This is a genomic window from Thermococcus indicus, assembly GCF_006274605.1.
GTDB classification, from domain to species: domain Archaea; phylum Methanobacteriota_B; class Thermococci; order Thermococcales; family Thermococcaceae; genus Thermococcus; species Thermococcus indicus.
This window is the reverse complement of record NZ_CP040846.1, coordinates 1,755,009-1,768,831: the sequence shown is the minus strand read 5'-3', so window position 1 is coordinate 1,768,831 and position 13,823 is coordinate 1,755,009. Positions and strand designations below refer to the sequence as shown.

At 52.5% G+C, this 13,823-nt stretch carries 13 protein-coding genes and 1 tRNA gene; 9 read left to right on the top strand and 5 right to left on the bottom strand.

Annotated elements, in window-relative coordinates:
• On the top strand, positions 1 to 567 hold the full coding sequence (gene pgsA, locus FH039_RS09515; RefSeq protein WP_139681122.1) for an archaetidylinositol phosphate synthase: 567 nt from the start codon (positions 1 to 3) through the stop codon (positions 565 to 567).
• Between the two features lie 100 nt (positions 568 to 667).
• Here the strand turns inward: pgsA and FH039_RS09510 are convergent, their stop codons facing one another.
• Positions 668 to 1,378 carry a TIGR02253 family HAD-type hydrolase gene (locus tag FH039_RS09510; RefSeq protein ID WP_139681805.1) on the bottom strand — a complete coding sequence of 237 codons (711 nt, stop codon included), beginning with the start codon at positions 1,376 to 1,378 and terminating at the stop codon, positions 668 to 670.
• 270 nt (positions 1,379 to 1,648) lie between these two features.
• Here FH039_RS09510 and pfdA point away from each other — a divergent pair, with 270 nt between their 5' ends.
• On the top strand, positions 1,649 to 2,089 hold the full coding sequence (gene pfdA, locus FH039_RS09505) for a prefoldin subunit alpha (protein ID WP_139681121.1): 441 nt from the start codon (positions 1,649 to 1,651) through the stop codon (positions 2,087 to 2,089).
• 88 nt (positions 2,090 to 2,177) lie between these two features.
• Positions 2,178 to 3,860 (top strand): DUF2341 domain-containing protein, encoded by a 1,683-nt coding sequence (locus FH039_RS09500; protein WP_139681120.1) that lies wholly within the window; start codon positions 2,178 to 2,180, stop codon positions 3,858 to 3,860.
• On the opposite strand, the gene FH039_RS09495 is transcribed toward FH039_RS09500, so the two are convergent.
• Both FH039_RS09495 and FH039_RS09490 read right to left on the bottom strand, forming a co-directional pair.
• The gene (locus tag FH039_RS09495; RefSeq protein ID WP_139681119.1) at positions 3,835 to 4,767 is read right to left on the bottom strand and encodes an SDR family oxidoreductase; all 933 of its coding nucleotides are present in this window, start codon (positions 4,765 to 4,767) and stop codon (positions 3,835 to 3,837) included. The genes FH039_RS09500 and FH039_RS09495 overlap by 26 nt on opposite strands.
• A gap of 53 nt (positions 4,768 to 4,820) precedes the next feature.
• Entirely contained in the window at positions 4,821 to 5,117 is a 297-nt protein-coding gene (locus tag FH039_RS09490) for a hypothetical protein (protein ID WP_139681118.1), read from the bottom strand.
• 150 nt (positions 5,118 to 5,267) lie between these two features.
• On the opposite strand from FH039_RS09490, the gene FH039_RS09485 reads away from it, so the two are divergent.
• The 4 genes from FH039_RS09485 (at position 5,268) to FH039_RS09470 (ending at position 9,533) form a co-directional block, all read left to right on the top strand.
• Positions 5,268 to 6,572 (top strand): RNA-guided endonuclease InsQ/TnpB family protein, encoded by a 1,305-nt coding sequence (locus tag FH039_RS09485; RefSeq protein ID WP_139681117.1) that lies wholly within the window; start codon positions 5,268 to 5,270, stop codon positions 6,570 to 6,572.
• 120 nt (positions 6,573 to 6,692) lie between these two features.
• Complete coding sequence (locus FH039_RS09480; protein ID WP_139681116.1) at positions 6,693 to 7,394, top strand: RAD55 family ATPase; 702 nt, start codon at positions 6,693 to 6,695, stop codon at positions 7,392 to 7,394.
• Between the two features lie 88 nt (positions 7,395 to 7,482).
• Positions 7,483 to 8,532, top strand: a complete 1,050-nt coding sequence (locus tag FH039_RS09475; protein WP_139681115.1) for a glycosyltransferase — start codon at positions 7,483 to 7,485, stop codon at positions 8,530 to 8,532.
• A gap of 92 nt (positions 8,533 to 8,624) precedes the next feature.
• Positions 8,625 to 9,533: an inorganic phosphate transporter gene (locus FH039_RS09470; protein ID WP_139681804.1), complete on the top strand. Its 909-nt coding sequence runs from the start codon at positions 8,625 to 8,627 to the stop codon at positions 9,531 to 9,533.
• A gap of 21 nt (positions 9,534 to 9,554) precedes the next feature.
• Here FH039_RS09470 and FH039_RS09465 read toward each other — a convergent pair whose 3' ends face one another.
• A complete protein-coding gene (locus FH039_RS09465) occupies positions 9,555 to 10,805 on the bottom strand; it encodes a transposase (protein ID WP_240703211.1) in 1,251 nt (416 codons plus the stop codon).
• Complete coding sequence (locus tag FH039_RS09460; protein WP_139681114.1) at positions 10,802 to 11,431, bottom strand: IS607 family transposase; 630 nt, start codon at positions 11,429 to 11,431, stop codon at positions 10,802 to 10,804. The genes FH039_RS09465 and FH039_RS09460 overlap by 4 nt, the downstream gene beginning before the upstream one ends.
• A 102-nt stretch (positions 11,432 to 11,533) precedes the next feature.
• On the opposite strand from FH039_RS09460, the gene tgtA reads away from it, so the two are divergent.
• Together tgtA and FH039_RS09450 are read left to right on the top strand one after the other, a co-directional pair.
• Positions 11,534 to 13,276 (top strand): tRNA guanosine(15) transglycosylase TgtA, encoded by a 1,743-nt coding sequence (tgtA, locus tag FH039_RS09455; RefSeq protein ID WP_139681113.1) that lies wholly within the window; start codon positions 11,534 to 11,536, stop codon positions 13,274 to 13,276.
• A gap of 38 nt (positions 13,277 to 13,314) precedes the next feature.
• Positions 13,315 to 13,391 (top strand) — tRNA-Val (locus tag FH039_RS09450).
• The last annotated feature ends 432 nt before the right edge of the window (positions 13,392 to 13,823 follow it).

The following is a 13,823-nucleotide window of genomic DNA, read 5'->3' as shown; positions in this document are numbered from 1 at the left end:
ATGGTGCTCAATAACTACCGCGAAAACGTTAGGGGTTACCTTGAGGCCATCGTCAGGCCCCTCGCGAGGGCCGGCGTTACGCCGAACACGATAACCGTCCTCGGCCTGCTGATAAGCCTCGCCGGCGCGTACTTCTTCTACCGCGGCGAGCAGGTCATAGCGGCCCTCGTTCTGCTCCTCGGCTCGCTGGTAGATGCACTCGACGGAACGCTCGCGAGATTAACCGGGAAGACGAGCAGGTTTGGGGCCTTCCTCGATTCCACCTTCGACAGGATAAGCGACGGCGCTGTGCTCTTTGGAATAGCCCTTGGAAACCTCGCCGACTGGCGTGTGGCTTTTATCGCCTTCATGGGGAGCTACCTGGTTAGCTACGAGCGCTGCAGGGCCGAGCTGGCCGGCTCCGGAAGGCTGGCCGTTGGGATAGCCGAAAGGGCCGAGAGATTGCTTATAATAATCATCACTGCGCTCTTCGGCCACGTTGAGTACGGCCTTTACGCAGTTGCAGTCCTGGCCTGGATAACCGTTCTCCAGAGGCTTTACGCGGCCTACCAGAGGCTCAAGGAATGAAGAGGAGGGGAATGACGAGAATTTCGCTAGGCGAGCCGCCAAGGCGATGAAGAACCCTGCCGTTGCCGACCCCCGTTACTCTTTTTTTACCATTCAGAACTCATTTTTCCATCAGTCCCCTCACGATTTCGACGACTTCCCTAAGCTCCGATACCACGAAGTCGCAGTTTCCCCACAGTTCTCTCTTTGTTCCATTCGGGTCAAGGAGAACGCTTGGCATTCCAACGTTTTTCGCCCCAGTACAGTCTTTGGCCGGGTTGTCGCCGACGTAGAGGGCCTCGCCCGCTTCAACGCCGGCCCTCTCGAGGGCGAGCCTGAAGGGTCTCTCGTGGGGCTTGTAGAAGCCGGCATCCTCACTGGTGGTTACCGAGTCGAACAGGTCGTAGATGCCGAGTGCCTTCAGGTGGGCCTCGATGTAGTCGTTGTCCGAGTCGGTTATTATTCCAACGTGGAGGCCGAGCTCTTTGAGGGCCTCAATCGTCTCAACGGCATCGGGGAAGAGCTGGCCATGGCGCTCGTGCATGGCGATGCTTATCTCCCAGAAGTCGCCGGGGACGGTGAAACCGTAGCGCCCGGCCACTCTTCTCATGGCCTCGATATCAACGTCCCGGATTTTGACGTAGGGCTTGCCTGCGAGCTCCTTGAACATGGCGGAGCTTTCGGCCTCGTACTCCTCCCATAGCCCCACATAGTCGAGGTCTTCCCTCCCGGCCCTTCTGAGAACCTCCCTCACGATGTTCTGATGGGTAACGTTTTCGCCCTCCTTCGTTATGAACGTGCCCACGAAATCGAAGAAGACTGCCCTGAGCATCACAACCACCGGAGGGAATTGGGGACGGACGTTAAAACCCTTGCCCGGCAGAATTACAGGTTCTGTTGGGAAGTTTTCCAAAATTTGCCGTTTGAACTGCGGGATAGCTGAAAATTTTTGGTTGTCGGCGATTTCTATGGGGGGCCGAACTACAGGGTATCACCACCATGTTCCACATTAGGGCCATCGAATGGTTCCTGCTCTTCGGGAAGAGGTTAACCTGACCTAAACCTTAAAAGCCTCCCCGCGTAGTCTCCCCGGTGGTGTGAAATGGCCGAGATGAACGAGATGGAGAAACTCGCTTACGAGTACCAGCTCCTTCAGGCCCAGGCGCAGCTCTTAGCTCAGAACCTCGAACTGCTCACCCTCGGGAGGAACGAGTTCCAGGCGGTCAAGGAGACGCTGGAGGAACTCAAGAAGGTTGAGGAGGAGAAACCTGAGATACTGGTGCCGATCGGGGCCGGCTCCTTCCTGAAGGCTCACATAGACGACAAGGAGAACGCGATAGTCAGCGTCGGCGCCGGCTACGCAATCGAGAAGAACCTCGACGACGCGATAGCGTATCTGGACGCGCGGATAAAGGAGTACGACGAGGCGATAGCCAAGACTCAGGAGGCTCTCAGAAAGCTGGAGGGACAGCTGGGGGAGCTCGCCCAGAAGGCACAGGAGCTTCAGCAGAGGCAGGCCATGGGCTTCAGCGTAAGGAAGTGATTGAGATTCTTTCTTCCTCCTTTTCAGGGTGGAAACCGAAACCCGGGGGATAATATTTTAAACTTTTCCGTCCATAGCTGTTTTTAAGATGCTAACAAGGATCAGAACGGCTTCAACTGCGCTGGTTTTAATCATAATTCTCGGAACGTTTGGATTAGCCGTGCCTGGGATTAACATCAGCGCTCAGGAGATTGGGGCTGGCTCAAACTACCTCGTGAGCCCTGTTCGTGAGGGAAGGTACGCCCTCTGGACCACTGACGGGAGATACAATCCGTATACCCCGCTTGGTGATGTGGTACATGTGGAGTTGATTCTTGGTGGGGATCTGCCAGAGGGCTCCGAAGTTACGGTTGTGCTGTATAATTCCTCCGGCCAGCGTATTTCCGATGGTACGCTTGTTGTGCCTCAGGGAGGTCTTCCCGGGGGAACTGCATTTAACGTCAGCGTATCACAGGTGCCCGCTTCGTGGGTTGATGTGTCAAAAACCAGGGTGGTGGTGCTCTCAAAGGATTATGCCTCCGATGCGGGTAAACCAATCCTTGTGGCTCTTCAAAAGGTCGGATTGGGTACCTATGACGAAAAATATTCTCAGGCCATGATTATAACTGGAAGCAATGCTCCGCTGAATTGGTATACGATCCCAGTCGGGCTTGGGATTTCGGATCCCAACTTCAACTGGGACACCGTCTATTTCACAAACGCCTCGGGAGATTGTTTGTATTACTGGATGGAGAGCCAGGGGGCTGATTCGCAGGGTTCCTCAGCGTGGTTCTGGCTGAATGTTACCAACATTCCCGCTAATTCCCAGACGGAGATATACATCAACTACGGTGGCTCAGGAAACCCGTGTGCTGATCACAACGATCCGGACAAAGTTTTCCTGCTTTACGATGACTTTAACGACCTCTCCAACTGGAATTCGCGGGGGGGTGTTTCTCCTCCTTCGAACGGCGTTCTGTCACTCTATCCGGGGCAGTGGATTTGGACGAAGCGTCGATTCCCTGCACCATACCATGTCGGAGCTGTAGTCTCCCTGGGGCCGGATGATATGACGAATCCCTATGACGTCATTTCATCTATATTCGGGGACATTCCGGTTTCCCTTGGTTCTTTTTTCCTTCCTTGGATACTGCCGTCTGGAGAAGGATACGGTGAGGGAATTGGTACTGCTTACTGGTTCACGCAGATTCCCCTGAATGGAGAGACTCAGTTCAATGTTAACTCCCTCCAGCTGGATAAAAACAGTGTGTCCTGGAACTACGGAATTTCCGGTTCACGGTACACTGTGGGGCGGTGGAGTTTCGTTGATATGATTTCCCTCGGCGATGCCATTGCCATTTATCAGAACGGGAATTCAATGGCCTACTACAACGTCCCTCCTGGCCAATACGGCTCGGTTGGACTCGGCCAGTACAGCGGAGGCCCCCTGTTGATCGATTATCTCTTCGTCAGGAAGTACGTTAATCCAGAGCCCGCATGGGATCTGGGGAATTTCTACTATCACCTTACCTTTAACCCCCAACCTCCCCAGACGACGTCTTCCATAACCCTCTCAAGCTCGAAATCTATTAGCATTGCCTCTCTTCCCACGATCCCCCCTGAATCGCCTTCCCAGCAGATTTCACAGAAAACCCTTCTCATAACTCCATATTCCGACAAATGGAACCTGGTGGGGCTCAATTTAACATCCCCCTTGATTGAAAGATACGGGCAAAATCTGCTTGAAAAAAGAATCCGGGAGTTGATCACTCCCCCGCGGGGTGGTCCCTAGAGTACCACTCCACCGTTTTCTTCAGCCCTTCCTCCAGCGAAAACTCCGGCTCGAAGCCAAGGCTCTTGATCTCGCTTATATCCGCGAGGCTGTGCCTTATGTCCCCTGGTCTGGGCTTGTCGAAGAGTATTGAGCTTGTCGCCCCGGTTATCTCGATTATCTTCATTGCCAGCTCGAGTATTGTTGTCTGCCTTCCGGTAGCGACGTTGAAAACCCTTCCGTTGCTCCTCCGGCTCTCGGCGGCAAGTATGTTCGCCCTAACGACGTCCTTAACGTAGATGAAGTCCCTCGTCTGCTTGCCGTCGCCGAAGATGACGAGCGGCTCGTTCTTCAGCGCGCGGTTGATGAAGATGCTTATAACTCCCGCGTACTGGTTGGCGCTCTGCCTCGGGCCAAAAACGTTGAAGTAGCGCAGCGCGACGGTTGGAACTCCGTAGAGCTCGTTGAAGACCCGAAGATACTCTTCCGCGGTCGCTTTGGTTACGCCGTACGGTGAGAGCGGTTTCGGCCTCTCGGTCTCCCTCAGGGGCAGGTTCGGGTTGTCCCCGTAGACCGCCGCGGAGGATGCAAAAATCAGCTTTCCCTGACCTTCCAGGAGGGCTCTCAGTATGTTGAGCGTGCCGATGACGTTGACTTCCTCGGTGAAAACCGGATCGCGAATGCTCTCGACGACGCTGACTTGAGCGGCTTCGTGAAAAACGTAATCCGCCTGACTTATCAGCTCGGCTATTGATTCGTAATCCCTTATGTCGGCCCTTACGAGCTTTGCCCCCGGTGGAACGTTCTCCTCCTTCCCGGTGTAGAGGTTGTCGATTATGATTACCTCGTTGTCCTTGACGAGCTCCCAGGCGATGTGGGAGCCTATGAATCCTGCCCCTCCTGTGATGACGACAAGCTTGTCCCTCATATGCTCACCTGTGAAAAATAACCTGGCGGTTCATAAATTTATCTCCTGCCGGTTTAATCCTCCCGCGTCCCGTGCATCCTCAGTTTTACCTCCCTCATGATGTCCTCTTTATTGGGAGATACTGCTCTGGAGGACCTGTATGCATCTTCAATGTCCTTCAGAACGTACGTTAACTTTTCCAGAATGTCCTTGCTCTTGTTCCACGGGGTTGCGTAGCGGAACTCGATCATCTCCGCTAGCTCATCGATTGTGAAGCTGTATACCGTTTCTCTGGTTTCGCAGTCCACTATTTTGAGACTCCCCTCCTTCAGCACAAGCAGGAATTCTTTCTCCCCCGCCATAATGACCACGATTATTTTGTATCCTCAATGGTACTTTAAGGTTACTCTTTTTTCTGAAAGCTTCGCCCTTCAGAGCGGGGATGCAATAAACAACCCAACCAGCCTTCGAGCAGGAAAGCGATACTTTTTTAAAGCCTAAAATTCATACAATACCTCAGGATGAAGAGAACGGTAACGGTAAAACTCCAACCAAGCAAAGAACAGACGAAAATCCTCCACCAGTTAGCCGACGCTGGAGCTAAAGCCTGGAACAGGGTAAACTACCTGAGGAGACAGCAATTCTTCGAGGGCAAAATCGTGGACTTTAATTCAACCGAGAAGACCGTTTATAAGGAGTTTAAGAGAGAAATAGGCTCAGCAACCCTTCAACAAATAGCGAGGAAGAACGCGGAAGCCTGGCGGAGTTTCTTCTCACTCCTTCGGAAGAAGCAGAACGGAGAACTCCCCTCTTGGCTTAAACCAAAACCACCAAACTACCTCAAAGAAGATGAAAAGAGGAGACCCTTGATCGTCCTCAGAAACGACCAGTATAAGATTGAAGGCAACAAGTTAATTCTAAAAGGCCTTGGAAAATTTAAACGTCTGGAAATTCAGTTTAAGGGCAGAATACACTTGAAGGGGAAGCAAGGGCGGTTAGAAATCACTTACGACTCCGTTAAGAGGAAGTGGTATGCTCACTTAAGCCTCACGGTAGAGGAAAAACTTGAGGGTGCGGAATGGGTTAAGCTTCCGAGAACTCTCCAGGGAAGCCTTTCAGCGGGAATTGACTTGGGAGTGAATAACTTAATGGCCGTTTATGTTGAGAATGGGGAGAGTTTTCTGGTCAATGGGAGGCCGTTAAAGAGCATTGACTTTTACTGGAGAAGAAAAATTGCCGATTATCAGTCAAAACTCAATAAGAGTGGAGCTAAAAAGAGTAGAAAACTTAGGAGAATGCATGAGAAGGTTAAGCTTCAGGCGAAGCATTACATTAATACTGCCGTAAGGCAAACAGTTAAGAAGCTCTACGATTTGGGCGTTTCCAGAATAGTTGTTGGTTATCCGAAAGGCATTGCAAGAAACTCCAAGAAGGGCAGTAAGCAAAACTTCATCCTCTCCCACATCTGGCGGTTTAGTACAGTTATCAAACGCCTGACGGAAGTTGCGGAAGAATATGGTATTCGAGTTTTGGTTGTTAATGAAGCTTTCACTTCTAAAACTTGTCCCGTTTGCGGGAAGCCCCACCAGGGGGCGAGGTTTGTTCGTGGATTATTTAAGTGTCCCGCAACGGGGCTTATCTTCAATGCTGACTTGGTTGGTGCCTTTAACATTTTAAAGAAGGTGATGAAAACCATAACCCCGAATCTGAGCGGTCTTTATGCTCAGAGGAGGGGTAACGGGGGGAAGACCCTCCCCGAGGGGCTGAAGGCCCACTTTGAATTGGGCTTTAATGAAGCCCCCCAAACCTCCCTGCCAGTTGGGTAGGGGGTTCCTCGCTGGAACCCTCGCCCTTCAGGGCGGGGAGGAGGTCGGGCCGGACCTTCGAACGGTCTCGAAAGATTCTTATACACCAGCCATCACAGAATAATCTAGGGGAAGTGAACCATGGGGGAGCGGGTTTCTACTGGAATCCCCGGGCTGGACTTCATGCTGAACGGGGGCCTTGTCTCCGGTAGGACGTATCTTGTTAAGGGAGCGCCGGGTACGGGTAAGACTACCCTGGCGATGCACTTTGCAATGGCGGGAGTGCATAACGGTGAAAACGTGCTGTACGTAACACTGGAGGAACCGGCGGAGAACCTTAAGGCGGACATGATGAACTTTGGCTTCAACCTCAGTGACCTGCACTTTACGATGATAGACGCCACCCCGACCGCGGAGAGGTACGTTCTCATGGAGAACTTCTTTGAGTCCTTTGCGGAGAGCATGGACAAGATGCTGGCCGCCATAAAGGAGCAGTTCAAACAGAGATACTATCACAGGGTTGTTATCGACCCGATAACCATGCTCAAGGTGGCCACGAAGGACGATATCGAGTACCGGAGGTCGTTTCTTACTTTTGTCAAAGCGGTGGGGAGGTTAAAGACCACGGTGATACTAACCTCCGAACTTCAGAGAACGGATGTTGAGGAGTACCTGGTTAGCGGGGTTATCGAACTCAGGATGTTTGAGCTGCAGGGGAAGCTTGCCAGGGGCATCAGGATAACAAAGTTCCGGGGTAGTTCCTTCGACGGTACCATCCGGCCGTATAAGATAACCGACAGCGGGATTGTTGTTTACCCTGATCACGTACTGCCATTGCCCTGATATCCCCTCGCCGTTATGGAACTGGAGGTGGACTGTCGGTCATACGTGGAGTGGCAAAAGTTAAAAGTCTCCGCTCGATTCATCCGCCATGGACCCGCTCCTTCCATGCCTTGCCGTTCTCCTGCTCTGGGATGGGTACTTCTTCGTTAATTACATACTGCACATCTTCAGAGAGTACCAAACCGGACGATGGCTTCCCGCGGTGTCGATACTCATCCCCGCCTACAACGAAGGGGAGAGGGTTCTCAGGGCCATAGAGTCCGCCCTCTCTCAGGATTACCCTGACTTTGAAGTTATAGTGATCGACGACGGGAGCGGGGACAACACCTTTGAGGTAGCTTCCTCGGTCAAGAGCGCCCGGCTGAAGGTTTACAGGATGGAGCACGGTGGAAAGGCCAGAGCCTTGAACTTCGGCCTCTCGAAGGCTTCCGGAGAGATTATAATAACGACCGACGCCGATAGCAGACTCGAACCCGATGCGGTTAAGGAGCTGGTGAGGCGCTTCTATTCGGATGAAGTCCTCGGCGTTGGCGGACAGGTTCGCGTCGCTGGGGGCTCTTTCCTTGAGATTGCTCAAGATGCGGAGCACCTCAGGATAGCGATGTTCCGCAGGGCGAAGGAGCTGGACGACCTGAGCCTCGCCCCCGGCCCGATAGCTGCCTTCCGCAGAGAGGCCCTTGAGGGGATCGGCGGCTTCGTTGAGGACATCGTCGAGGACTACGCCACCACAAGGGCCGTCAAGGCGCTTGGAAAGGTCGTCTACGCCCCACGCGCGAGGGTCTGGACGGAGATGCCAAAGAGCCTCGCCGTTCTCTGGCGCCAGAGGAGGCGCTGGTTTCTCGGCGACCTGAAGAATCTCGGGGGAGGTTTCACGAAGGACCTGACGTTTCTGCTCCTTTCGGACGTCGTGGCGTTTTTCGATGTGATCGTTCCGCCGCTTCTCCTCCTCACAGGGCAGTTTGAGTTCTTCGCCCTCTGGTGGTTCTTCGAGACCTTCACGATGCTCTTACCGACTCTCTTCGAGGGCGGAAGGCTGATAAACGCACTCCTATTTCCGGTTATAGTCTGGTTCTGGGCGGCATTCTATCTCGTCCTCCACATATACGGCTATCTCTCCGTCCTCCTCCGAAGGATATGAGACTTTGCCCGGCGAAACCCTTTTAAGCCCTCATTCCTGAACTACATAGACTATATAGATTATGGGGCAACAAATAGAATATAGTGATGACGATGATAACGGCGCTCTTCATGGCCTGGGCGATAGGCGCGAACGACAGCGCAAAGGCCGTTGGGACAGCCGTTGGGTCAGGGGTTATAGGCTTCAAGAGAGCCGTGCTCCTCATAGGGATATTCACCACCTTAGGCGTTTTTCTCGGCGGCTCCGGAGTTTCCGGAACGGTCTCCGGGCTGGCCAGGGGCATGTCAGCGGGCGAGGTTGGTCTCGTTCTCTTCAGCGCAGCCTCGGCCGTAACAATCGCGAGCCTGTGGGGAAGGCCAATCTCAACGACCCAGTCCATAATAGGTGGCCTTGTCGGGGCTTCCCTCGCCCTCGGACTGCCGGTTGATTGGTGGACTGTCGGCAGGATAGCATCGGCGTGGGTTCTCTCACCGATCGTCGCCGCGCTCTTTGCGGTGGCAATCTACAGGCTCTATAAGCCGATTCTAAAGAGGATCAAAGGCCTGCGGAACCTCGAGCTTGCCCAGAAGTGGCTCGTATTCACTGCCGCGGCCTTTTCAGCCTTCAACCTCGGCGCCAACGAGCTCTCCAACGTCGCCGGGCTGATGGAAGGGCTCGGAGTGAATGGACCATTTAAGCTCCTTTTGGCGCTCACCCTAACCCTTGGAGCGCTGACCTTCAGCTACGGCGTGATGATGACGGTTGGAAGGGACATCTCACCCCTCGGGCCGACCTCGGCCTTTTCAAGCCAGTTTGGGGCATCTCTGGCCGTCAGCTCGGCCAACCTGATAGGCCTGCCCGTCAGCTCGGGTCAGGCCATAGTCGGCGCCATAAGCGGTCTGGGCCTCTACAAGGGCGAGCACGTGAACCTCAAACTCCTCGTGGGAATCGTTAAGGGCTGGGTAATCGCGCCTGTTTTCGCGGGTGCGGTATCTTATGTTCTCATCTCCATTCTGGCTTAGGGGTCTGTCCGTCGTGAGTTTTTAGGAAGGAACGTGAGTGAACGTCCTCCCGCTCAAGTCCACCCTCACGACGGACTTGGGGTTCACCAGCCTCAACTCCCCTCCGGGTTCATAGGGGAGTAAATCACGGGCCTCACCCCCTCTCAGGGCGGCCCCAAGTCCCCGCACGAAAATATTGAACGCTCCAACAAACTGCCCATCTGATTTAAACCCACAGTTGGGGCACTCCACCTGCCCGTTTCGGGACTCCAACTTACTCCCACATTTCGGGCAGGTGGAGGAAGTGCCAGCGGGATTAACAAACTCGATTGGAACACGGTAAGAGAGTTTTTGGACAATTTTACCCCAAGTCGAGCGGGAAAGTTTGCGATTAAAATCCCTCGAACCGTTCTCCAGCATTTTAAACTTGTTTAAATCTTCGAAAACGAAAACCGTATCGGGAAACTCCCTTGATAATTGAACGACCAGCTTGTTCAGGTAATCCTCAATCCTGTTCCTCCTGCGGGCATAATATTTCTGAAGGAGTCTCGAAATCCTCTTAGGAGCCTTCTTCTGGATACTCTTGAGCCTATCAATAATTCTATCATAAGTTTCTGCAATCCCGTGCAACTCGCTCAAATCAACCTTAATCCAGCCTTTTTCAGGGTGATAAACATCGAGGCTCATTAAGTTACTATCAACTCCGATTTTAATCCTTCTCGAAAACTCTACTTCCTTTGAGAAGGTGAGGTAAACGTCTTTCTCCCTGATTATCAGCTCACCAACCTTCCAGTCTTTAATCCTTTCGTAGAACCACTCGTTAGAATAGTCGAGTTCAAGGTATTTCTTTCTCGGTTTGACGGTTATCCTGATTTTTGAACCTTCAACCTTCATCAACGTTGTCTTGACCCGAACGAACTTCCTCTTCACGACTGGTTTCTTTCTCTTCCTCCTCCCCTTCAGGTAGTTCTGCCTCCAGCTCTCAAGGATTGAGTAGGCAGTCTTTATGGTAGAATCAACGTAGTGTTTCGCAAAAGGCCAGTCCTTGAGGAGTTTATTCCTCAATTCTCTCTTGAACTCGTTGGATTTTGGAAAATAAGGGAATAGTCTGGTTGTTTCATAATACTTGTATTTTCCGTTTCCGATGGGGTAGCGGTGTTTTGCCTTCTTTTCTTTCCAAGTCGTGTTCTCCCAAATCTCGTCAATCGCACGCTGAAGGAGTTTCTGATACTCTGTGAGTAAGTCCTCAACGCTCCAATTGTGATTCATCTTGTAGGTGAGGACGATTTTCACTCACTCTCGACCTCCTTGATGAGTTTTTTAGCACCTTCTTTGAGTTTTTTGTACTTGTTGGAACGCATTCCGTAGAGTTTACCCGCAAAGTGGCTGATTATGGTTATTAAGTCCTCGATGAGTTCTTCTTTTGGTGTTTTGTCCTTCTCGTGGATTGTTATTATTTCTGCCCCGTGTTGATGGAAGAAGAATTGTAGTGTTCTAAACCCGAAACGGGTGAGCCTGTCGGGGTAAGTGATGATGACTTTTGAGACTTCTCCTTTTGCGGCTAATTCAAGGAGTTTGTGGTAGTTTTTCCTGTTCTCGTTCAATCCGGAGCCGATGTCCTTAAGGATTTGGACTTGCCAGCCTTTTTCTCTTGCGTATTCTTTTATTGCATTGATTTGTTGTTCTAAGTCGCCCTTTTGCGTGCGGCTGGAGACTCTCGCGTAACCGATTATCAGGCCTTCTTGGGGTTTTATGCCAAGAAGGCGTTTTATTTCGCTCTCTGGTATTCTTCTCCGCCCGCCGGGGGTTCGGACGACTTTGATTTTTCCTTCCCTGTCCCATTTTTGGATTGTTTTCGGGTGGACTCCGAGTATCTCGCTCGCCTGTTTGAGCGTGTAGAGTTTCTCTTTCACCACCATATGCTCACATTTAATCACAAAAACTTTTAAAACTTTCGCTCAAAAAGAACAGTTAGCGAAGGCTTTTAAACCCCCCACCGAAGGGCCTAGCGGTGTTGAGAGATGGTCGAGTTCAAGTTTGAGGTCAAGGCGAGAGACGCCGCCGGGAGGATAGGAAAGCTGACCGTTAATGGCAAGACGATAGAAACACCCGCCATAATGCCCGTCATCAATCCGAAGCAGCTGATAGTGACACCCAGGGAGCTAAAGGAGATGGGCTTTGGAATGGTGATCACCAACTCGTACATCATCTACAAGACGCCCGAACTCAGAGAGAAAGCCCTTGAGCTTGGAATCCACAGGCTCCTCGATTACGACGGCATAATCGAGGTTGACTCTGGCTCCTTCCAGCTCATGCGCTACGGTGGCGTGGACGTCACGAACAGGGAGATAATCGAGTTCCAGGAGAGGATAGGCGTAGATATAGGCACCTTCCTCGACATTCCCACTCCACCAGACGCGCCAAGGGAGAAGGCCGAGGAAGACCTCAGGATAACCCTCGAAAGGGCAAAGGAAGCTGAGGAAGTCAAGAACATTGCCATGAACGCAGCCGTGCAGGGTTCAACCTATCCCGACCTGAGAACCTACGCTGCCAAGAAACTCAGCGAGATGAACTTCGAGATTCACCCGGTCGGAGCCGTCGTTCCACTCATGGAGAGCTATCGCTACCGCGATTTGGTGGACGTTGTGATAGCTTCAAAGCTCGGCCTCAGGCCCGACAGGCCCGTCCACCTCTTCGGAGCAGGACACCCGATGATTTTTGCTTTAGCGGTCGCGATGGGAATCGACCTCTTCGACTCGGCGAGCTATGCCCTCTACGCGAAGGACGACCGCTACCTGACGCCAGAGGGGACGAAGAGGCTTGAGGAGCTTGAATACTTCCCCTGCTCCTGCCCCGTGTGCTCCCGCTACACTCCCCAGGAACTCCGCGAGATGCCGAAGGAAGAGAGGACGAGGCTCTTGGCTCTTCACAACCTCTGGGTAATCCGTGAGGAGCTGAACAGAGTCAAGCAGGCGATAAAGGAGGGAACCCTCTGGGAGCTCGTCGATGAGAGGGCTCGCTCCCACCCGAAGATGTTCGCCGCCTACAAGAGACTGCTGGAGTACAGGGACTACCTCGAAAAGAACGAGCCGGTGACGAAAGCGAGTGCATTCCTCAAGGTGAGCGAGGAGGCACTGCGCTGGCCGACTGCGGTGAGGGCTAATGAGAGGGCAGAGCGCGTTAAGACTAAGTTCTCTGAGGTAATAGAACACCCTATATTCGGCGAGATTCCGAAGTACCTCAGCCTGAGCTATCCATTCGCCCAGAGCGAGGGCGAGGAGGACTTCACCATAACCAAGCCCGCCGGGGGAGAGGCGAGGAGCTACATTATGGCCATAGCTGAGTACCAGTTCGGCGAAGGTGCCGGCGAGGCTTTCAAAGATGCCTTCGTCGAGCTTTCCCGGAAGACAGGAATGCCAAGGCAGATAAAGGCCAGAGGTAAACACCTCGCGACCTTCAGGGCTGAGGACGGCCTCTTAACACTTGGCATCGAAGGTGCAAAGAGGCTTCACGAGATTCTGCCGTTCCCGAGGATGAGGGTAGTGGTCAATTCAGATGCGGAGCCGTTCGCGAAGCGCGGAAAAAACGTTTTCGCCAAGTTTGTGGTGGACGCCGATCCGGAGATAAGGCCCTACGATGAGGTTCTGGTGGTGAACGAGCGCGATGAGCTTCTCGCGACCGGACAGACCCTCCTCAACGGCGAGGAGCTAAAGGTCTTCCAGAGTGGTTTAGCCGTGAAGGTTCGCAGGGGCGTCGAGAAGTAGAAAATTTTATAACGTCCCTCCCTTCTCCTATTTCGGGCGGGCCCGTGGTCTAGATGGTTATGACGCCACCCTTACAAGGTGGAGGTCCGGGGTTCGAATCCCCGCGGGCCCACCAGAAAACAAACTTCGCCTTCGCGAAGTTTGATCAAGGTTTGTAGCTCCTTCTCGAAGCCAAGTCCTTGAGTGGTTTCTCTTTAATGTGTGTTTGAATGTTGAGAACGCACGAGATTGCATCTTTTGGTTTGGTTTAGCCTTAAAAAGACGCCCGTAGGGCGTCAGAGGAAAGCAAACCCCCTCTAAGGGGCTCTTTGCAATTTGTTCTCGCTCAGAAAAGTCCTTAATTTGGAAAACTGGATTGTAATGACGCCTTTAACGATGAGCTACAAACTTTTGGTGAGGCTTTTCCCAAAAGCTTCCTTCGCAAGCGCTGGCGGAAAGACTGCATGCGATTTTGAAAATGCTTGTTTTTCAAGTGGTTTACCTTTCAACTGCAAGCTTACAGGGTTTCACTCACCACAAGGCGTTCGGAGAACGCCAGAACAAAAGT

Excerpts from the sequence above, each read along its gene's own strand:
- FH039_RS09475 (WP_139681115.1), top strand. The coding sequence starts at position 7,483 with ATGGACCCGCTCCTTCCATGCCTTGCCGTTCTCCTGCTCTGGGATGGG.
- pfdA (WP_139681121.1), top strand. The coding sequence starts at position 1,649 with ATGGCCGAGATGAACGAGATGGAGAAACTCGCTTACGAGTACCAGCTC.
- tgtA (WP_139681113.1), top strand. The coding sequence starts at position 11,534 with ATGGTCGAGTTCAAGTTTGAGGTCAAGGCGAGAGACGCCGCCGGGAGG.
- FH039_RS09480 (WP_139681116.1), top strand. The coding sequence starts at position 6,693 with ATGGGGGAGCGGGTTTCTACTGGAATCCCCGGGCTGGACTTCATGCTG.
- FH039_RS09495 (WP_139681119.1), bottom strand. The coding sequence starts at position 4,767 with ATGAGGGACAAGCTTGTCGTCATCACAGGAGGGGCAGGATTCATAGGC.
- FH039_RS09470 (WP_139681804.1), top strand. The coding sequence starts at position 8,625 with ATGATAACGGCGCTCTTCATGGCCTGGGCGATAGGCGCGAACGACAGC.
- FH039_RS09500 (WP_139681120.1), top strand. The coding sequence starts at position 2,178 with ATGCTAACAAGGATCAGAACGGCTTCAACTGCGCTGGTTTTAATCATA.
- FH039_RS09460 (WP_139681114.1), bottom strand. The coding sequence starts at position 11,431 with ATGGTGGTGAAAGAGAAACTCTACACGCTCAAACAGGCGAGCGAGATA.
- FH039_RS09510 (WP_139681805.1), bottom strand. The coding sequence starts at position 1,378 with ATGCTCAGGGCAGTCTTCTTCGATTTCGTGGGCACGTTCATAACGAAG.
- pgsA (WP_139681122.1), top strand. The coding sequence starts at position 1 with ATGGTGCTCAATAACTACCGCGAAAACGTTAGGGGTTACCTTGAGGCC.
- FH039_RS09485 (WP_139681117.1), top strand. The coding sequence starts at position 5,268 with ATGAAGAGAACGGTAACGGTAAAACTCCAACCAAGCAAAGAACAGACG.